This window comes from Bacillus sp. FSL W8-0770 (assembly GCF_038008705.1).
GTDB lineage: Bacteria > Bacillota > Bacilli > Bacillales > Bacillaceae_G > Bacillus_A > Bacillus_A cereus.
Map to the genome: position 1 here is coordinate 2,456,242 of NZ_JBBOZR010000001.1, position 17,554 is coordinate 2,473,795.

Sequence of the window (17,554 nt, forward strand, 5' to 3'; positions counted from 1 at the left end):
TATTCGTATTTTTCAATAAACGAAACTATCTATGTAATATTTAAAAGTTTATAAGAGTGAAACGAGGTATAGGTGGTATGGATAAAAAGAATACTAGGGTTGTTAGGGTTTTTATAGCAAGTCCATTTTTTAATGATGAACAACTTAACAGGGTAAAAAGACTAGAAAATGCGCTTAGTAACAATCCTTTTGTTGCAGATATTTTTTCAGCCAGGTTTTATCAACATGAACATTTAACTTTTGGATCTATGGAGTGGAGAACTGCAGTTTTTCATAATGATTTAAAATATTTAAGAAGAGCGGATGTAGTAGTGGTAATTCATGACTTTGTGAATGGATGTGTAGATAGTGGTACGGCTTTTGAAATTGGTTATGCATATGTATTTCAAAAGCCTATTATTTTGATAAAAGAAAAAGAAAGCATACCTAATCTTATGTTAGTCGAAAGCTTACATGCCTATCTGACAAATGTAGAAGATATTGCCACGTATGATTTCATTAATATGCCACGTATTCCATATAAAGGGCCACTGGAGTAAATTGAAGCAGCATAACATTCCTTTTTGTATAGCGCTTTACCTCAACGAATTTCATTTCATTCCCTTTGTAAAGGATAATATCTTTTCCACCATCATTAGAACCAGAAGTAACCTGAACTTTATAACCAAGAGAGCAAAAGAAGTCGGCTACAAAGTATTGAAATTCTCTTGGATCCATTACTTCTAAATGACTTCGCAAAATATTCCTACCTCTTTATAAAAAAGTACTAGATTTTTCTGTTATTTTTTCGCTTGTATAGGCAAACTCCTTCTTTCTAGATTATATACCTTTATCAAGACCACGAGGAATACCGAGTGGAATCAAGGTCATCAAGAGGGAAGAGCGCGCGTATGCGTTGGCAATATTCACATTTGAATGAAACACCTTACCTGTATCCATCAAAAGAATTAAGAATTAAGTATAAGGGTTCTAGTGGAAAAAAGAAACAAATGCAATTGTGGATCACATGGAAAGACATGAGGTTTTCAATAATCGTGAGTATAAAGGTTATTACCGTTTATCAAACGATATAATGGATGATTTATATGAGGATGAAGTGTTTGATTGGGGAGATGTCATCAATGAGTATCAGCCGGTTATGACTTCTAAGGGGTTACAACTTATTCGAAAAGAGGGATTCAAATGACAATCGTAGGTGAAGCGGTAGTGGTATGGACGGCAACTAGCTTGTCAGTAATTACGATGAAGGTCGCAGAAAAAATAGAGAAGAGTGTTCCACGTTAGCTTCCACGTATGACTATGTACACAACGCTAACAGGCTCGTTCTTGTATATTCTACGTTATGTGCTTTTCGTGTTTCTATAAGGGAATACCGATATGGAATTGTAGGACATTTACTGGTATTTGATATAGAACATGTATGGGAGTCTTCCGAAAATAAGGGATATATACCCTTATAAAGGGTATATGGGGAGTTGAGAAAATGCTTGAATTACTACTCGTTCCAGCTGCAGGTTTAACAGTTGCCAGTGAAAACAGAAGCGAAAAAAATAATAGGATAGTGAAAAGAGGTATTGACCATACATATTATGTATGGTCAATACCTCTTTTATAATCTTTTGTAAAATTATTGTAAATCACAAATACAATACGTAACTAATATTGTATAATCTGAATGTAATACATTTATGATTTATAAGGGGGATATGTATGAAAATTTCTTTTAACTTTTATCAGAGTCATGTCATTAATATATAAGTCGGATAAGCGGTATTTGCTTCTCTTTTAAATAATTAAATTATGTGATGATACTTTAGTTTTTTGAGATCAAGAAAAATGAAGAAAGGAAGTAATCATTTTATGAAAAAATTAAGGCTGCTAACATTTGAAAATATAGTAGAGCCCCTTTTAAATGAAAAGGTATCATTTATATACTTTCCTATTGAATGGCTGGACATCGTAGAGATACATTATAAGACGTTTTTATTAACGAGTAAGTTGAAACGTTTGAATGAAAGATTATATGATATGTTTTCGGATATATTGTTTATTCAGCATAATCCGTACGTATTAAATGAAAATATACCATGGATTGTATCAAAAGAACCTATTAAACAAGAGCAACTCGATTATATTTTTCAAAGTTGGTATGAGATTATTCATGATTGGAAGCCAAATAGATTAGTAGAACTACCAAAATATGAATGGCAATCCGATTTGATTTCTAATTTGCCAGTACTACATGATAATGAAACGTATTCTAAGTGGGTACCCGCTTTAATCTCACATATTTTTTGTGAGCGTCCTATATATTTAGAAAATACAAATGAAGAAGAAATCTATTTTTCTCCTCTTAGATCACAAAATATTTGTGAGGCGATGTCAGAGCCGATAAAAGATGAAAAAACACAAGATTTTTTCTCCTATGTATATCGATTCCAATGCATAACCCGCGGTGGTGAGAACGCTCCATTATTAAATATTTCAATAGGGATTCGGAGATTTTATCAAGAATATAAGATGTTGAGTCAAACAAATCTTGATATGACAACGTTTGTTTGACTTTTTTTGATGAAATGCAAACATTTTGCAAACATAGGTTATCCAAAGATACTTTTACCGAAGTTTTTAACTGCTTCTTCCTGCATATTCGGTAAAACATGAGAATAGACACTTAATGTCATTGAAATATCTGTATGACCTAATCTCTCACTGATGATTTTAGGGTTAACTCCTTGTTTCAATAGTATAGTTGCGTGTGTATGTCTTAAATCATGGAATTTAATTTCTTTTATACCTACTTTGTGTGTCGCCCTAATGAAACTTTTTCTGAAATGTGCTCTTTTTATGATTCTTCCAAACTCATCACAATTTATTAAATCTTGATCTAGATAAGCAGAACCAAACCTTAATTTCTCTTTATTAATTAAAGTCTTATGTTTTTTTAAGGCTACTATTGTTTCATTAGGTACAGGAATTGTGCGTTTTGACGAATTTGTTTTTGCTGTTTTTTTGATTTTATTGTCATGGCCAGATGTTTGGTTTATTGTAACGGTATGTTTTTCAAAATCAACGTCCTGCCATCGTAAGCCTAGAACTTCACCCATACGCATACCTGTAGTTATTGCAAGAAGATACCCAATGTGATATCGTGATTCTTGTGAATGCAAAAGAAATTTTTTTACTTCCTCCTCTGTCCAAGTTTGGATAGAGGTTCTTTCTTTTTTAGGTATCTCAGCAAAATCAGCTGGATTTCGAGAAATAATATTTTGTTTTACAGCGAGATTTAAAGCGCTCTTTAAAATTCTATGCATAAGTAGAACAGAATTGTTTGCAATACCTCTATCTATCGCGGTTTTATAGCACTTTTGAATGTGCATAACATTTAATTTATGGAGTACGACCATTCCAATACTAGGTATAACATGTTGGTTGATAAATGCTCTATAGCCGACAAAGGTACTCCTTTCTATACTCATACTTTTAATTTCTAACCAATGATTTAGGTAGTCTTCTAAGGTAACTTTAGATGGCTCGATAAAAGTTCCCTCATTCACCTCTGTAATTTTCTTAGCCATGTCGGCTTGCGCTTCTTTTTTTGTTTTATACCCAGAAAACCATCTTTGTCTTCTAGCCCCTGTTTCTGGATGTGGACTGATATCTATAACGAAACTGTACTTATTTCCTCTTTTTATAATATGTCCTTTCACTTAAAACACTCCTTCATTTTGTTTTGAATCATGTTGTATAAGTCTAGTTGTAATTTTGCTGCTATGAAAATTACATAGTTGGACATATCAGCGATGGATATATTTTACCATATATGAACAAACTCGATTATTTAAAATGTTGGTTGTTTTTTTGCAAAAGTTAATTTTATAAAAGAATTTTGTATACTTAAAACAATATTTTTATTTGGAATAGTACATCTTGTATATATCATATTTTGTACAATTGATGTTTTCTTCATTTACACATAATTTTTATTTGGAGTGACATATATGGAGAAGAAAAAGAAATGGGAAGGATTAAAAGCTAAAAATCTATCTAGTAGTTCACTGGATTCGAGTTTAATAGGACCTACATTACCACCGATTCCATCATTTACTCTACCAACGGGGGTAACAGGTCCGACAGGCCCAACGGGAGCAAGTGGAATAACAGGTCCGACAGGCCCAACGGGAGCAAGTGGAGCAACAGGTCCGACAGGCCCAACGGGAGCAAGTGGAATAACAGGTCCGACAGGCCCAACGGGAGCAAGTGGGGCAACAGGTCCGACGGGCCCAACGGGAGTAACCGGAGTAACGGGTCCTTCAGGAGGCCCGGCAGGACCAACAGGACCAACAGGTCCTTCAGGGGGGCCAATAGGCCCAACGGGAGCAAGTGGAATAACAGGCCCGACAGGTCCGACAGGAGTAACCGGAATAACAGGCCCGACAGGCCCAACGGGAGCAAGTGGAATAACAGGCCCGACAGGTCCGACAGGAGTAACCGGAATAACAGGCCCGACAGGCCCAACGGGAGCAAGTGGAGTAACAGGTCCGACAGGCCCAACGGGAGCAAGTGGAATAGCAGGTCCGACAGGCCCAACAGGAGTAAGTGGAATAACAGGTCCGACAGGTCCAACAGGAGTAACCGGAATAACAGGCCCAACAGGTCCAACGGGAGCAACAGGGTTTGAATCTGCATTCAGAGCTTTCAAATCTATTGATCAGTCCGTTACTGCTAATACACTGTCTATAGTAACATTTGAAACTACACAATTCGATTTAAATGGTGAATATGATGGTGTATCAACATTTATACCGCAACAAGATGGAGTATATTTAATTATTACTACTATAATTTTTAGTCCTACTGATGATACTCTAAATTATGTGACGGAAGTATTTATAACAGTTAACAGCGCTTTAATAGCGGGGGATGATAGCTTTTTTGGTGGAAATACTGGGCTTTTAAATGCGGTAACAGTTTCTACCATTGTACAATTGAATGCAGGGGATATGGTGCAAGTTCAAGCCGGTAGTACCATAGATGGCGTTATTGCATCTCCGCTTCTTACAAATTTTCAAGCTGCGAGGTTTCCATCACCAGTTCCCAATACACTTTTCTTGTTAAATAATTTATCTGCAGATTGGAGTAAAAGGCCGTTTAGTAGAAAAACATAATTATGTTCATTTTAAAAATAGCGTGAAGAAAATGATGAATTTAAATTAATTTTGTCTATTAAGAATAAGAAAAGCCACTTATCTAAGTGGCTTTTCTTATTCTTAAATTATGGATATAAATGTAAAACTGGGCAATCCTCTATATATAAAATTTAAGTTAAAAGAAAAATATAATCAGTGTGGTTACAACGAAAAGGGTTATCAAATGCAACATTGCATAATTTATTTGAAAGGGTAAAAAAACTAGGTGTTTATAACTATATTTAACTTTCTCAAGTTTTTTCAGAATATGCGAGAATAGCTGTTTGGGTTATTTGTGATAGAATATTCTTAATAATATAATTTGATGGAACGAAAAAGACCCATAGCGTGTGTAATTGTGCTGGGAACACTCTTACACCGTTTGCCCTAATTGTAGTAGGGCAAACATTTGCCATGAGCCTTTCAGTTACGACTATACGTAACATATACGGCTAGTATAACACAACTTTTAGATGTAATTCATCATTGAGTTGCGTTTTCATGATAGGGAAGTGTGTCTTGTTCCAATAAGGGGGACAAAACATGTGGAAAGCTCTAAATCAAATTGAAAAAGAGTTATGTGCAGCTGGAATAAGGAAAAATAAACTAGCAGATTATTGGGGAGTTAAGCCTAGTACTGTTACAAAAATTTTTAAAGGTAACACAGACATGAGTTTTGGCTTTCTTTCCAAGACTATCATCCTATTAAACAAAGGCATACAGGTTCAAGAAAATTTATTAACAGATTATATACATATAACGAAACCGAAATCAGAAAACTTACGTGAGGCAATGGAGGATTTAGCTTTAAGAGGAAAGTTTAATCTATTAATTAATATTATAAATAGTGAATCTCAATCAAAGGTAGCAGAAAATAGAGAATTCGCTAATGTGTATCGAATTATATATAGACGATATATAGGTGAAATTGATGCTGCACAGTATCATGAGGCATTAAGCTTGGAAAGTAAATCAATAAAAACTTCAGAGATGGAGGTGTTAATTGAAATTTTATTATGCCAAGCGCAATATCAATCTGGTAACTTTACTTCTTTAAATGAGCGATTAAAATCTCTTGAAATAAAAATAAATACAATTAGTAATAGGTACATTCGAGAATGTTATAAATTACGATATAAAGAAGCCATTGCCGTTACTTCGTTGCAGGGTGGTGAAGTCATTGAAGCAAGGCATGTTAGTAAGGAACTATTAGATGATCTTGAATGGGATAACTTTTTTTCTTTTCCAAAAGTAAATGCATATTTAAAGTTAGGAGAATCGTATGTTTTTTCAGCGAATGAATATGAAAGGGCGAAATATTATTTGGAAAAGACCTTAGAAGTGATAGGGGATAGTAAGACTAATGGAATTGAGAGAAAAAGAAAAATGGTGCAACATACATTATCATTTCTAAAGATTCATCATGATAAAGAAATTAGTAGCTTAGATGTTGTTCATTCAGGTGAACTAGCATATTTAAGGATTAAACAAGGTAAGAAGATGGAAGCGAGAAAACTTTTGAATCAATTAAAAGAGAAGAATGGAAGATTAACAGACATACAGACTGCATATTTAGGTTTAACATATGAAGGTACTAAAAAAGAAGAGTTAATGAAACGCTCTCTTTTGATGTGTCAAAAATCAGGTAATATATATTATTCGAATTTACCAAAAATATACTTGGGTTTAATTTGAATAATTGGTATAATTGTCTTTGGAAAGAGGTGAAATAATGAAAAAAATAATTACAATCCTTCCTGCACTATTAATAGCTGCTACATTATTCATTAACACTGATTCTATTAAAGAAAAACCTAGTACAAATGATTTAAAACCTACAGTCCAACACATGATGGTTGACCCTGGTGGCGGTTGGTAAAATACATAATAAAGGTTTATATATATATTACAAATGGCATCGTCTTAATTGACGGTGTCATTTGTAGTTTTAGGAGAAATTTCTTTTTTTGCTAAAAGAAGAAAAAAGAAATTTTTGTAAAAAAAATACAAAAATACAAAGAGGGAGATTGTAGAATATGAAGAGCAAAGAAGGGGAAGTTAATCTAATTAAACAAGCTTTATTACTTTTAAAAGAAGAGGATAATCCGAAAGAGAAATTATTTTCTATCTGTTTGAGTGAACCAAAAAAAGAAAAAGTTATGTAAAAAAGACTATCTAACTTTTTTTGGATAGTCTTTTTACACTACATATTTCCTTTAGATTTCTCGTAGTTCACAAACATCTCTAATTGTTCTAATGCTTTTTTTCGTTGTTCTTCAGGTAAGTCATTAATGATCTGAAGAATTTCGTGTGCTTCTTTTGTTAACTGTATATCCTCGCCGGCTGTTAAATCTGGTGAATCAGATAAATCTAACAAATAATCCGTTGTTACTTTTAAATAATTTGCTATCTTCTGAAGTGTAAGTGTACCGGGTGCTTTTTTCCCCTCGACATAATTATAAACAGAAACATGACTAACACCAATTGCATCAGCTAACTGTTGTTGGGTGATGCTCTTCTTTTCAATTAATGATTTCAACCTCTTATGACTAAACATAATAAAAAACACCCCAAGTTTATTTTATATGAAATTATTGTTTCTTAATTACTATTATGGTGTCACACTGTCATTATATATTAACTATCAGTTAAGTGGAAAGATAATTTTTTTGAAAAAAGATTTGAGAAACACTTGAACTTAACTTATGGTTAAGTTATTATGTAATTAACAACAAAAACGGAAGAGAGGAGTTGTTTATGAAAACTCTAAAGCAGCTACGTGTAGAGCAGGGGTATACATGTAGGGAAGTAGCTGAAGCCGTGGGTATTACTGAAGTTTATTATTGGTATATAGAAAACGGGAAGCGTCGACCTTATTATGATTTAATTGTGAAAATTGCTGAGTTTTTTAAAGTGAAGCTAGATGCAATTAAAATTTTTTGTCCATAACTTAACTTAAAGTTAAGCTATGGTTAGTTAAGTAAATCAGAAAGGAGCAAAACAAAATGGGATTAGATCAAATCATTAAAGAGTCAATCCGCGAAGTTGTTCGCGAAGAAATTCAAGCAGCTTTAGCTTCATTCCAACAACAATCACAACCAAACAAAGTAATGCGAGTGAAGGAAGCAGCAGCTTTCTTAAACATAGCGGTTTGTAGAATGTATGAATTAGCAAATCATCCTAAGTTTCCAGTAATAAGAGAAGGGCGTAAGCTACTTTTTTTACAAAAGGATTTAGAAGCCTGGCTTGAAGCACAAAAGGAGGTGATTTAGTGGAAGATACAACATCATTAGCTATATTAGCGATATTAATTGCATGTGGTTCATTTTTATTTTACATAACTTATGAGCCGATAAAACAATGGGCTTGGAGTGATGTGAAGAAAAGTAAAAAGACCCATGGCAGTGGGTCCTTTTCAAAAAACAAGTTGTTATAAGTATACCATGAAAAGTAGGAAAATAGCACATTGGTTTTATGGAAAGGAGTGAAAGCTATGAACAACAAGGTATTACAAATAGGGCAAATAAATTTTCGTGGAAATGTTATAGATCATGGATGGTTTAAAACACTTACATTAGGTAATGGTAAACCTAATATTGTTGCAATTACTATCTTAGGAGAAATTGTTTATTGGTATAAACCTACTGAAGTAAGAAGTGAAGAATCTAGTCAAGTTCAATATAAACAAAAGTTTAAGGCAGACACACTTCAAAAGAGTTATCAACAATTAGCCGATTCATTTGGATTTACAAAAAGACAAGTAAAAGAAGCGTGTGACTTTTTGAAAGAACGTGGACTTATAAAAATTGAATTTAGGACGATTCTTGTTAACGGAACTAGGTGTAATAACGTTATGTATGTTGAACCTGTACCTGAAATGATTCAGAAAATATCTATTATATATTGGGGAAATGGTAACCCTCCTACACTGAAAAGTAATAGCCCTATTACTTTAGAAAGCAAGAGGGTCTTACATTCTAAAGCAATACCCTCCTACGATAAAACGGAAGAGTCTCTTACACTAGAACGTAAGACAAATACAGAGATTACTACAAATATTACTACAAATATAAATGATGATGATGCTACTTCATCTCAGAAATTAATTGATCAAGAATTTAAAACTAGTTACAACTTTTTACTTGAAAAGGGAATTCCGTTAAGTGAAATTGCAATTCAAGAATTAGGTGAGTTTTGCGATAGATTCGGTAATGAATTAGTTATTCACGCTGTTAATAAAGCGATTGATGAAAATGTACCAAAGTGGAGATATATTCGCAGTATTTTAAGTAGTTGGGAAAAGGAAAAAGTAAAAACATTAAATGATGTTGCTACTTTAGATACTCGATTTGAAATGAGTAAGAAAAACAACAAACGTACTGGTAAAGGTTATTCCAAACGAACGGAAGTTGTACCGGATTGGTTACGCAAACAAGAAGAACAAGAGCCAATACAGCAGCCACAGCAAACTCAAAGCGATGATCTTGAAGATAATAAGAAACGTTTGGATGAGATTCTAAATAAATATAAAAATACTAAAGGAGAGTAAGGTATGAAAAACACAGACGTTGCAAGAAAAGTGGACGAGCTAGGTCGTGTAGTAATTCCAGTAGAGTTACGCAGAACTTTAGGGATTGTCGAAGGTACGGCACTAGATTTTCATGTTGAGGGTGAAAACATTGTTCTAAGAAAATATGAAAAGTCATGCTTTGTAACGGGTGAAGTTTCTGAAACCAACATAGAGTTGCTAGGTGGCCGAATGTTTTTAAGCAAGGAAGGGGCAAGTGAATTACTGGATTTTATTCAGAAGAGTGGGCTGGCACATGCCTAAGCAGCTAAATATTTTCGATGTAGAGCCAGCAATTTGTGAGTTCGATGTAATGAAGGCAAATGTGAAGAGAGGAACTGGACGCACTACATACGCTGATGTACGCGTCCAAGTTCCAACGAATGCAAAGTGTACGGATGAGTTACCACGCACAACTAAACAAGATGATCGCTATGACATCTTTGAACAATATGTAATGGCAATATGGAGATTTCAAAGAGCTGTAGATAAGTTTTTTAATTGGGATACAGCTGAAGAATTGTGTAAGGCAGCAAGGGATAAAAAAGAAATAATTCCGGTACGGGTTTATTTAGGGAGTGGATTTAAGCCTGATGTTGTCGAGTACATGCGGTAGTAAAAGGGAGAGGGACATATGACAAAAATAGAAATTGATGTTAGTAGCAACAAACTTTTAATAGTGAAGGACGGAAATGTAACAGCAGTAAATCCGCCAATGAGTGGATTCGGTGAGCAAGTGGCGGTTTGGGTAAACGGTAAAGTTGATCGTGTAGATACTAAGTTTACTGAAAAGATAAAATAATCAATTTTAGAAAGTAGGTTCGCTTATGAGTGTAGCAAGAAATCATAAAGCGATGAAGGAATCACGGTTAAAAATATACATCGCTTTAGAAGAAGCTAACTTCATTTGGGATGAAAGAGATGTAGTACGTTTTCGTGAAATGTGGAGTCAAGGTATGAGTTTGCCGAAGATGGCAAAAGCGTTAAGGAGACACCAAGCGGAAGTTGCACTTCTTGTAATAGATCAAGCTGATAAGTATTTAATTGAAAATCGTCCAATAGGATTAGGGATTTGCTAAATAGGAAGGGGAAATCAAAATGAACATTATGGAAAATGGTGTATTAGAAGCAACTAAATTAATGAGTGAAGCAAAAAATGAGGAACAAGTTATAAATGAAGCTACAGTTTTACAGATTGCAAGTATCTTATCGATTGATGAATTAAATGATTATCAGGAAGCAACTTTACGAACTTGGAATAGCAAAACTGATTTTGGAGGACGAGTTTCAAATGCAGCTTTAGGACTTACAGGCGAAGCTGGTGAAGTTGCCGATATTGTAAAAAAAGCAATTTATCATGGACATGGTTTCCAACCATCGCATTGTCCAGGAGAAGAGGATGGAAACACTTATAAATTAGTCTTAGAGCTTGGAGATATTCTGTATTACTTATCAATTATGGCACACGAACTGGGATATACGTTACAAGATATTGCTGAAATGAATATTGCAAAATTAGCTAAAAGATATCCTGATGGTTTTAGTCGAGAAGCAAGTCAAACACGTGTAGATGTAAAGTAAGACCAAATTTGAATTTTGTTAAGAAAAAGTGAGTGAGAGATGGAACTATTATGAACTATAGAATGCCAATATTGGGAATCGATTTTAATTATACAATTTAAAAATGTGGTAATGGTTAAGAATTTAATATAGGGAATCAATGAAGTATTAGTATGTTTTGATTGGTTGTTTTTTAACTCTTTATAGGCAATTTCATATATTGTAGGATTCAATATTGAAGAATTATGAGGAGTTGAAAAAATGGATTGCTTTAAAAAAGGTAAATTTATACCATTTCCATGTGCTTTACCAATTCCTGAAGCTGGCCCGACTGGTTCAACTGGTCCACCTGGATCAGCTGGAGGCCCGACCGGTCCAACTGGTCCAACCGGCCCGCAGGGTTTACAAGGGATTCAAGGGAATCCAGGAACTACTGGACCTCAAGGAATTCAAGGATTTCAAGGGATTCCAGGGGTTTCAGGTCCAATGGGTCCTATTGGTCCTACTGGACTTCAAGGAGTTGAAGGAATTCAAGGAATTCCTGGCATTCCAGGTCCAATGGGCCCAATAGGACTAACTGGCCCAACTGGACTTCAAGGGATTCAAGGGATTCAGGGAGTTCAAGGTATCCAAGGCATTCAAGGTGATGTAGGCCCAACTGGCCCTCAGGGTATTCCTGGTATTCCAGGATTAACTGGCCCGACAGGCTCTCAAGGTGCTACTGGAGTTACCGGCCCTTCCGGAGGCCCACTAGGTCCAACTGGTGCAACCGGTCCAACGGGTCCAGCCGGAGGCCCACCAGGTCCAACCGGTCCAACGGGTCCAGCTGGAGGTCCAACAGGATTAACTGGCCCGACAGGTCCGACTGGCCCAACTGGAATTCAAGGTATTCAAGGGGTGCAGGGTACTCAAGGTATTCCAGGTCCAACTGGTTCACAAGGAATCCAAGGAGTTCAAGGACTTCAAGGAATACCAGGCATTCCAGGTCCAATGGGCCCAACAGGACTAACTGGTCCGACTGGTCCCTTTGGCCCGACAGGTCCGACCGGGCTTCAAGGTATTCAAGGCTTACAGGGTATTCAAGGTATTCCAGGTCCAACCGGACCTCAAGGAATCCAAGGTCCACCTGGCCCTGCTAGTACACTTTCCACAAAAGCTATTCTTTTTGGGGGTACTAATGCAGGGTTTCAACGTGTATCTGGATCACCAGGTGCAGATTCTCAAGACATTCCTTATGTAACTGGCGGAGCTGGTAGTGTTGTAGCTCTTTCTGCTTCTATAAGTATTAATAATTTACCAATAGGAGTATATACAATGCAAGTCTGTAAAAATGTTCCTATTAATCTTGCTGCGCCGGGGCCTGGCCAAGTAATATCTACAATTATTTTTACAACTACAGCAGTGATTAGTGGGACTATTATACTGACTATTAACCCTTCTGATATTGGTGCACAGCCTGTAAAAGTATTTAACCCTAATTTAGTAATAGCACCTGCTACAGTTGCTTGGAGTAGTACAATACCTGGTGACATAGTTGCAAGAGGTGATGCAATATCACTTTTTATAACGCCAGGTATTACGCAAAATGCTGTGTATACAATATTCCTTCATACAGGAATTTAAAGTTTATTTTATATGAATTTAAGCCCTTTAAATTGCAATGAAAAATTAAGTAACTTTAAAAAATGAGATATGTATTGGAGTCTATTTATGTACAAAAGAATAAGAGATTTCTTCTGAACATTTAAAAGGAATCTCTTATTCGTAATCGGTAAATTAGGTTTTAGAAAAACGAAAAGATTTTGTATGAAAAATAAATAAAAGAATCCGTTCGTTACAAACGGGTTCTTCCCACAAGGTCTGCAAGAAATTCAAGGTAACTGGACCAGAGCAACCTGTGAAATTCCTTGTGATAATACTGTATGCAAATGAATCAAAATGGTTAATGGAAACTAAACAAAGTCTTATTTTAAAGCTAAAGAATGTCTTGTGGAGCGCTCCTTATAGCTAATTATGAATGTTTATGTTCAATCTTAGATTTCTTGCTTGGAGGAATAAAATACTCTTGAACAAAGTTTTGATAGACAATACTGCCAATAATTACAATATAAAACACCGTACAAAAGAAGATTAAAATGTATTTTACTGCCTTGTTCATATTAGTACCGTCCTAAAAGAGAATTATTTGGATTTTAATATGGTATGTAAAAGAGGTGCATTTATACAAGGGAAGGGTAATTAGCAAAAGTAAAACAAAATCTTTATTTAAAAACTAAAGAGCGCTTTTTAAAGCGCTCCTTAAGAAAAATAAAAAAGAATACCTCATGATACTGTATGTATGTTTTTTAGGAATGTGAGGATTTAAAACAAAATCGTTATTTGAGAAAAAGGAGAATGGAAATGTCCTTAGTAGGGAATTTGAAAGAACTCCAAGAAAAAGTCATTGATGAAAAGGTATTGGAATTTGCAGAGGAAATGGAATGCGTAATAATCGAAAGTGCTGCAAATGGATATTCAGGTTATAGATATCAAATTCATAAAGAAAATCCAGACAAGCATATTCTGCACTCAAAACCATTCACGGAAAAGTTACAAGAATTAATGGATGGTGTGAAAGTTGAATTTAAGGTGGATCTTATTACGAACATTACATCCGTTTTAGTTGGAATGACTAATTTCTTAATAAAAACGCTATTTTAAATAAAAGAACAGCTAGTGAAATCTAACTGCTCAGTTCTTTGAAAAATAAGAATTAGAATTTATGTTTAAAATGGTTTACATCAATTAACGAAATTGCTGTAGAGAGATTAATAAATCTTTATGAATACGCAATAATGTTTGGACATCATCTTCTTGAAGTTGTTGTAGTGCTAATTCCATTGCCTTGTAGGAAGTAGAGTTTTCAATGGATTTTTTCGATGCTTCTTGTCCTTGGTTTGTTACCTTTAATTTTATTTCTCTACGATCTTCATCTGATTGTTTTCGCTCGATGAACTGTAGATTAACTAATTCATCTACATTCACACTCACTGTACTTTTAGGAACTGAAAGACGTTCTGAAATCTCTTTAAGAGTAACATTAGGGAGTGCATAAATTGTATTTAAGATACCCATTTGTTGTACTGTTAATCCTAAACTGGAGGCGTTTTGATGTGTGAACTTTATAATTTCTTTGTTTATTGTTACAAATGATTGGACAACTTCTCCTGCTTGTTTGAAACTTTGATTTTTTAAACTCATAATACTCGTCCCTTTTCTTTTTTAATTTAGTTTAACATAGAATAGTTCACCAGTGAACTATTTATCTCTAAATTAATTTAGAAAAGAAATCAATACATGTTATTAATAGAAAACTTAATAAAAATTTCATTTTGTAGAAAAACGCCAAAGTAAAACGAGCACTTGTTCCAGAGTGCTCGCTTAAAAAACATTCTGTGTATTAAGGTTATGTTTGTGAGTGATGAACCAATAGATGTCTGTAAAGATAGGGTTCAAGATAGTTTATTCATTTTAAAGTAAATGGGTACCTGTCCGGAAAAAAGAGCAGCTAGCAAAAGCTAACTGCTTGTTGAAAAAAGAATCCATCCCAGGTTATTTACTGGCAGAGTTTCAAGAAATAAATGATTAAATTAATTTAATTTTTCAATTACAATTGAAGCATTTATATTTGTTTGTGTTCCACCCGCCAAAGTCTGCAAAGTAACTGCAGCAGCGGAAGTATGATTATTAAGGGTAATAATATCACCTGCTGCTAAAGTGAGAATTGTTTGCCCATTGTTTTGTTGAGTACCTGCACCTGATCCATAAATGGAGTTGGTAACGGGAGCCCCATTTAAAAAGAGGGCAAATTGATTAGGTTCAACTCCTGATACAGAAAAAGAAATTTTATAATCTCCAGCATTAATAACTGTCATCTGAGAAGTTCCGAGCGTATGAGTAAAACCGGATGTGATTCTACCGTGTGAATTAAAAAGAATAGGTGCTTCTAAGGCAACAACTTGAGCTGCTGTATTGAAAACATAAGCATACTGGGATAAGCCAGATACTGTAAGACCGGCAGGCCCAGTAGGTCCGGTAGCTCCAGCGGTTCCTGGTAATCCAGTAGGCCCAGGAATGCCTTGGATGCCTTGGATACCTTGAAGCCCAGTTGGGCCAGTCGGGCCGATAGGTCCAATAAGTCCTGGATTACCTTGAATACCTTGGATACCCTGAATTCCAGTTGCCCCAGTTATTCCAGTGGGTCCAATAGGACCAATAGGCCCTGGATTACCTTGAATCCCCTGAATCCCTTGACTTCCTTGAGGTCCAGTGGGGCCAGGAATGCCTTGGATACCTTGGATACCTTGAAGTCCGGTTGGTCCTGGTGACCCAGTTGGTCCAGTGGGGCCAGTCACTCCGGTTGGTCCTGGTGGTCCCCCGGAAGGTCCAGTCGGGCCCGTTGGTCCTGGCGGTCCCCCGGAAGGGCCGGTAGGTCCAACAGCTCCAGAAGGTCCAGTTGGACCTTCAGAACCAGGAATGCCAGGAATCCCTTGAGGTCCGGTCGGGCCAGGAATCCCTTGAATGCCTTGAATGCCAGGGATCCCTTGAATGCCAGGAATCCCTTGAATTCCAGTGACTCCCGTTATTCCAGTGGGTCCAATAGGGCCTTGAATGCCAGGAATGCCTTGGATGCCTTGGATACCTTGAATTCCAGAAGGTCCAGTTGGACCAATAGATCCAGAAATCCCAGGAATCCCTTGAGGTCCAGAAATACCTTGAGGTCCAGTAGGTCCCAGGTTACCTTGAATTCCAGTAGGTCCCCGAGGTCCACCTGAAGGTCCGGTAGCTCCAGTAGGTCCCGAAGGTCCAGTAGCACCGGTTAATCCAGTAGGCCCTATTTGAGGTAAAGGAAAGGGTATGTGACAACAATGCTTTTTAAATTTACTCATTTTTACACCTCCCTTATAAATTAACTATCAATTTATATTTATACTTTAACAACTTATGAGTAAACAGACACAGGGGTGTAAGGAAAAAACCTATGAAAATTACATAATAGGTTTTAAGAGCAAGCCTCTAATTTAAATTCCATACCAAAAAGAGCACCATATCTAAGTGCTCTTCTGACCAAGACTTATTGTAAACCTATGACTTGTGAGTGTTCTCGAAATTAAGATATAATTCAAAAATTATTTAGTGCAGGGGATATTAAAAAAGAGCGCTTCGGAAAGCGCCCTTCTGTAACGACTATCCATTCTAAAAAGAAATGATGCAATATATCATATGAAATTATGTGAATTTAGTTGTGTGTATTTTGTATAAAAATTTCATTTTGTAGAGATAAGGAAACTAAAAAGAGCACCATGCATCAGTGCTCTTTAAGATAGGAGGTAACACTTTGAGCTGGATGGTTAGGTTAAAAATATATGATATAGAAAAGGAATAAGACCTAAATTTTATTATTAACTCAATATAAAAGAGCAATTAGCGTTTGCTAATTGCTCGGCCCAAGGTAATAGACATAGAGTGGGTATTAGTAAAATTGGCTATTCACGAGCCTGTTTACAGTGTAACCAAGATTTTTAAATGTATTCCCTCTTTAAAAACCTTATTCAAACAGTGGTATTTAATGAGGGAGTGGAGTAATGAAAAAGAATACTTTCCTTTTATACATGAAATGATTTTTTAATTCTCAATAATATATGAGTGTTAAGACAAAAATGTGTAATTAAAAGAGCAGCTAGCAAAAGCTAACTGCTCTCCGAAAAAACGTTAAGAAGGAAGTTCAGAACTCAAGTGTATTTATAGTATGAACGGAATATTGAGTTTTATTCAGGGGAGGAAGAGAAATGGAAGGGAAAACAGAGCCGAAAATGGTTCCAATGGCATCTTACGGATGGAACAAAGAAAAACAATGTGTAGAGTTCCAACTGTTAATAAATGAAGAGATATATGTAATGCAAGTGTACGAGAGAGATGTAAAAGGCATGGAGACTTGGTTTTTGTTAAAGAAACATAACTTAATAAAATAATCCTTTGTGCGACACGTTTCCTCATAAGTGTGCAAACATGAAGTAGGAGGGTTATCAATTTGATAACAACAACTGTTTGACTGAAAGTAGGAATGAAAGCCGTCATGTTGAGCTGAAACTACTTATCTAATACTCCTACATGCAAGGCGTGATAGTAGTCACAAATTGTATGAAGCTAGGTGAAGTCGGCTGAACAAAACCTAAGTGAGAAATCATATGGTAATGGA

At 35.6% G+C, this 17,554-nt stretch carries 22 protein-coding genes and 4 pseudogenes; 21 read left to right on the forward strand and 5 right to left on the reverse strand.

All coding sequences use genetic code 11. The annotated features are described in order from the left end of the window. Positions 1 to 77 precede the first annotated feature (77 nt). Positions 78 to 539: a nucleoside 2-deoxyribosyltransferase gene (locus NST27_RS12560; RefSeq protein ID WP_000358744.1), complete on the forward strand. Its 462-nt coding sequence runs from the start codon at positions 78 to 80 to the stop codon at positions 537 to 539. Between the two features lie 13 nt (positions 540 to 552). Here the strand turns inward: NST27_RS12560 and NST27_RS12565 are convergent. Then, positions 553 to 735 (reverse strand): annotated as a pseudogene (locus tag NST27_RS12565) (restriction endonuclease); the annotation flags it as partial. Between the two features lie 155 nt (positions 736 to 890). Here NST27_RS12565 and NST27_RS12570 point away from each other — a divergent pair. The 4 genes and pseudogenes from NST27_RS12570 (at position 891) to NST27_RS12585 (ending at position 2,562) form a co-directional block, all read left to right on the forward strand. Then, positions 891 to 1,186: pseudogene (locus NST27_RS12570) on the forward strand (hypothetical protein). After that, positions 1,183 to 1,365: pseudogene (locus NST27_RS12575) on the forward strand (hypothetical protein). The pseudogenes NST27_RS12570 and NST27_RS12575 overlap by 4 nt, the downstream one beginning before the upstream one ends. A gap of 118 nt (positions 1,366 to 1,483) precedes the next feature. Next, positions 1,484 to 1,615 (forward strand): hypothetical protein, encoded by a 132-nt coding sequence (locus tag NST27_RS12580; protein WP_000891530.1) that lies wholly within the window; start codon positions 1,484 to 1,486, stop codon positions 1,613 to 1,615. Positions 1,616 to 1,860: 245 nt separating this feature from the next. Further along, positions 1,861 to 2,562 (forward strand): pPIWI_RE module domain-containing protein, encoded by a 702-nt coding sequence (locus NST27_RS12585; protein ID WP_047386169.1) that lies wholly within the window; start codon positions 1,861 to 1,863, stop codon positions 2,560 to 2,562. A gap of 38 nt (positions 2,563 to 2,600) precedes the next feature. On the opposite strand, the gene NST27_RS12590 is transcribed toward NST27_RS12585, so the two are convergent. Continuing rightward, on the reverse strand, positions 2,601 to 3,710 hold the full coding sequence (locus NST27_RS12590) for a site-specific integrase (RefSeq protein WP_047386171.1): 1,110 nt from the start codon (positions 3,708 to 3,710) through the stop codon (positions 2,601 to 2,603). Between the two features lie 291 nt (positions 3,711 to 4,001). Between NST27_RS12590 and NST27_RS12595 the strand changes: the two genes are divergently transcribed. The 4 genes from NST27_RS12595 (at position 4,002) to NST27_RS12610 (ending at position 7,354) form a co-directional block, all read left to right on the forward strand. Further along, positions 4,002 to 5,168 carry an exosporium leader peptide-containing protein gene (locus NST27_RS12595; protein WP_341035104.1) on the forward strand — a complete coding sequence of 389 codons (1,167 nt, stop codon included), beginning with the start codon at positions 4,002 to 4,004 and terminating at the stop codon, positions 5,166 to 5,168. Positions 5,169 to 5,732: 564 nt separating this feature from the next. Next, on the forward strand, positions 5,733 to 6,884 hold the full coding sequence (locus NST27_RS12600; protein ID WP_047386174.1) for an AimR family lysis-lysogeny pheromone receptor: 1,152 nt from the start codon (positions 5,733 to 5,735) through the stop codon (positions 6,882 to 6,884). 37 nt (positions 6,885 to 6,921) lie between these two features. Then, positions 6,922 to 7,068: a hypothetical protein gene (locus NST27_RS12605; RefSeq protein WP_000720927.1), complete on the forward strand. Its 147-nt coding sequence runs from the start codon at positions 6,922 to 6,924 to the stop codon at positions 7,066 to 7,068. Positions 7,069 to 7,225: 157 nt separating this feature from the next. Beyond that, a complete protein-coding gene (locus tag NST27_RS12610) occupies positions 7,226 to 7,354 on the forward strand; it encodes a hypothetical protein (RefSeq protein WP_255258933.1) in 129 nt (42 codons plus the stop codon). 38 nt (positions 7,355 to 7,392) lie between these two features. Here NST27_RS12610 and NST27_RS12615 read toward each other — a convergent pair whose 3' ends face one another. Beyond that, positions 7,393 to 7,746: a helix-turn-helix domain-containing protein gene (locus NST27_RS12615; protein WP_047386175.1), complete on the reverse strand. Its 354-nt coding sequence runs from the start codon at positions 7,744 to 7,746 to the stop codon at positions 7,393 to 7,395. Positions 7,747 to 7,946: 200 nt separating this feature from the next. Between NST27_RS12615 and NST27_RS12620 the strand changes: the two genes are divergently transcribed. The 11 genes and pseudogenes from NST27_RS12620 (at position 7,947) to NST27_RS12670 (ending at position 13,991) form a co-directional block, all read left to right on the forward strand. Further along, a complete protein-coding gene (locus NST27_RS12620) occupies positions 7,947 to 8,138 on the forward strand; it encodes a helix-turn-helix domain-containing protein (RefSeq protein ID WP_000854271.1) in 192 nt (63 codons plus the stop codon). A 56-nt stretch (positions 8,139 to 8,194) separates the two neighbouring features. Then, positions 8,195 to 8,461: a helix-turn-helix domain-containing protein gene (locus NST27_RS12625; protein WP_000522028.1), complete on the forward strand. Its 267-nt coding sequence runs from the start codon at positions 8,195 to 8,197 to the stop codon at positions 8,459 to 8,461. Next, entirely contained in the window at positions 8,461 to 8,625 is a 165-nt protein-coding gene (locus NST27_RS12630) for a hypothetical protein (protein ID WP_047386177.1), read from the forward strand. The genes NST27_RS12625 and NST27_RS12630 overlap by 1 nt, the downstream gene beginning before the upstream one ends. A 57-nt stretch (positions 8,626 to 8,682) precedes the next feature. Further along, the gene (locus NST27_RS12635) at positions 8,683 to 9,738 is read left to right on the forward strand and encodes a DnaD domain-containing protein (protein ID WP_047386193.1); all 1,056 of its coding nucleotides are present in this window, start codon (positions 8,683 to 8,685) and stop codon (positions 9,736 to 9,738) included. Between the two features lie 3 nt (positions 9,739 to 9,741). Then, positions 9,742 to 10,020: an AbrB/MazE/SpoVT family DNA-binding domain-containing protein gene (locus NST27_RS12640; protein ID WP_047386180.1), complete on the forward strand. Its 279-nt coding sequence runs from the start codon at positions 9,742 to 9,744 to the stop codon at positions 10,018 to 10,020. Then, on the forward strand, positions 10,013 to 10,372 hold the full coding sequence (locus NST27_RS12645) for a hypothetical protein (RefSeq protein WP_001125968.1): 360 nt from the start codon (positions 10,013 to 10,015) through the stop codon (positions 10,370 to 10,372). The genes NST27_RS12640 and NST27_RS12645 overlap by 8 nt, the downstream gene beginning before the upstream one ends. A gap of 18 nt (positions 10,373 to 10,390) precedes the next feature. Then, a complete protein-coding gene (locus NST27_RS12650) occupies positions 10,391 to 10,558 on the forward strand; it encodes a DUF3954 domain-containing protein (protein ID WP_000161123.1) in 168 nt (55 codons plus the stop codon). A gap of 25 nt (positions 10,559 to 10,583) precedes the next feature. After that, positions 10,584 to 10,835, forward strand: a complete 252-nt coding sequence (locus NST27_RS12655) for a hypothetical protein (protein ID WP_000109500.1) — start codon at positions 10,584 to 10,586, stop codon at positions 10,833 to 10,835. Positions 10,836 to 10,854: 19 nt separating this feature from the next. Then, positions 10,855 to 11,337 (forward strand): nucleoside triphosphate pyrophosphohydrolase family protein, encoded by a 483-nt coding sequence (locus tag NST27_RS12660; protein ID WP_001024294.1) that lies wholly within the window; start codon positions 10,855 to 10,857, stop codon positions 11,335 to 11,337. Between the two features lie 240 nt (positions 11,338 to 11,577). Next, positions 11,578 to 12,939 (forward strand): collagen-like protein, encoded by a 1,362-nt coding sequence (locus NST27_RS12665; RefSeq protein ID WP_047386182.1) that lies wholly within the window; start codon positions 11,578 to 11,580, stop codon positions 12,937 to 12,939. A 777-nt stretch (positions 12,940 to 13,716) separates the two neighbouring features. Then, a pseudogene (locus tag NST27_RS12670) lies at positions 13,717 to 13,991 on the forward strand (hypothetical protein). A gap of 109 nt (positions 13,992 to 14,100) precedes the next feature. Here the strand turns inward: NST27_RS12670 and NST27_RS12675 are convergent. Together NST27_RS12675 and NST27_RS12680 are read right to left on the reverse strand one after the other, a co-directional pair. Beyond that, positions 14,101 to 14,556 carry a MarR family winged helix-turn-helix transcriptional regulator gene (locus NST27_RS12675; RefSeq protein ID WP_000053893.1) on the reverse strand — a complete coding sequence of 152 codons (456 nt, stop codon included), beginning with the start codon at positions 14,554 to 14,556 and terminating at the stop codon, positions 14,101 to 14,103. 389 nt (positions 14,557 to 14,945) lie between these two features. Next, positions 14,946 to 16,244 carry a BclA C-terminal domain-containing protein gene (locus NST27_RS12680; RefSeq protein ID WP_047386185.1) on the reverse strand — a complete coding sequence of 433 codons (1,299 nt, stop codon included), beginning with the start codon at positions 16,242 to 16,244 and terminating at the stop codon, positions 14,946 to 14,948. Positions 16,245 to 17,144: 900 nt separating this feature from the next. Between NST27_RS12680 and NST27_RS12685 the strand changes: the two genes are divergently transcribed. Then, a complete protein-coding gene (locus NST27_RS12685; protein ID WP_047386187.1) occupies positions 17,145 to 17,327 on the forward strand; it encodes a hypothetical protein in 183 nt (60 codons plus the stop codon). The last annotated feature ends 227 nt before the right edge of the window (positions 17,328 to 17,554 follow it).

Excerpts from the sequence above, each read along its gene's own strand:
- NST27_RS12640 (WP_047386180.1), top strand. The coding sequence starts at position 9,742 with ATGAAAAACACAGACGTTGCAAGAAAAGTGGACGAGCTAGGTCGTGTA.
- NST27_RS12675 (WP_000053893.1), bottom strand. The coding sequence starts at position 14,556 with ATGAGTTTAAAAAATCAAAGTTTCAAACAAGCAGGAGAAGTTGTCCAA.
- NST27_RS12560 (WP_000358744.1), top strand. The coding sequence starts at position 78 with ATGGATAAAAAGAATACTAGGGTTGTTAGGGTTTTTATAGCAAGTCCA.
- NST27_RS12680 (WP_047386185.1), bottom strand. The coding sequence starts at position 16,244 with ATGAGTAAATTTAAAAAGCATTGTTGTCACATACCCTTTCCTTTACCT.
- NST27_RS12635 (WP_047386193.1), top strand. The coding sequence starts at position 8,683 with ATGAACAACAAGGTATTACAAATAGGGCAAATAAATTTTCGTGGAAAT.
- NST27_RS12645 (WP_001125968.1), top strand. The coding sequence starts at position 10,013 with ATGCCTAAGCAGCTAAATATTTTCGATGTAGAGCCAGCAATTTGTGAG.
- NST27_RS12605 (WP_000720927.1), top strand. The coding sequence starts at position 6,922 with ATGAAAAAAATAATTACAATCCTTCCTGCACTATTAATAGCTGCTACA.
- NST27_RS12585 (WP_047386169.1), top strand. The coding sequence starts at position 1,861 with ATGAAAAAATTAAGGCTGCTAACATTTGAAAATATAGTAGAGCCCCTT.
- NST27_RS12615 (WP_047386175.1), bottom strand. The coding sequence starts at position 7,746 with ATGTTTAGTCATAAGAGGTTGAAATCATTAATTGAAAAGAAGAGCATC.
- NST27_RS12625 (WP_000522028.1), top strand. The coding sequence starts at position 8,195 with ATGGGATTAGATCAAATCATTAAAGAGTCAATCCGCGAAGTTGTTCGC.
- NST27_RS12660 (WP_001024294.1), top strand. The coding sequence starts at position 10,855 with ATGAACATTATGGAAAATGGTGTATTAGAAGCAACTAAATTAATGAGT.
- NST27_RS12610 (WP_255258933.1), top strand. The coding sequence starts at position 7,226 with ATGAAGAGCAAAGAAGGGGAAGTTAATCTAATTAAACAAGCTTTATTA.
- NST27_RS12650 (WP_000161123.1), top strand. The coding sequence starts at position 10,391 with ATGACAAAAATAGAAATTGATGTTAGTAGCAACAAACTTTTAATAGTG.
- NST27_RS12665 (WP_047386182.1), top strand. The coding sequence starts at position 11,578 with ATGGATTGCTTTAAAAAAGGTAAATTTATACCATTTCCATGTGCTTTA.
- NST27_RS12685 (WP_047386187.1), top strand. The coding sequence starts at position 17,145 with ATGGAAGGGAAAACAGAGCCGAAAATGGTTCCAATGGCATCTTACGGA.
- NST27_RS12580 (WP_000891530.1), top strand. The coding sequence starts at position 1,484 with ATGCTTGAATTACTACTCGTTCCAGCTGCAGGTTTAACAGTTGCCAGT.
- NST27_RS12655 (WP_000109500.1), top strand. The coding sequence starts at position 10,584 with ATGAGTGTAGCAAGAAATCATAAAGCGATGAAGGAATCACGGTTAAAA.
- NST27_RS12620 (WP_000854271.1), top strand. The coding sequence starts at position 7,947 with ATGAAAACTCTAAAGCAGCTACGTGTAGAGCAGGGGTATACATGTAGG.
- NST27_RS12595 (WP_341035104.1), top strand. The coding sequence starts at position 4,002 with ATGGAGAAGAAAAAGAAATGGGAAGGATTAAAAGCTAAAAATCTATCT.
- NST27_RS12600 (WP_047386174.1), top strand. The coding sequence starts at position 5,733 with ATGTGGAAAGCTCTAAATCAAATTGAAAAAGAGTTATGTGCAGCTGGA.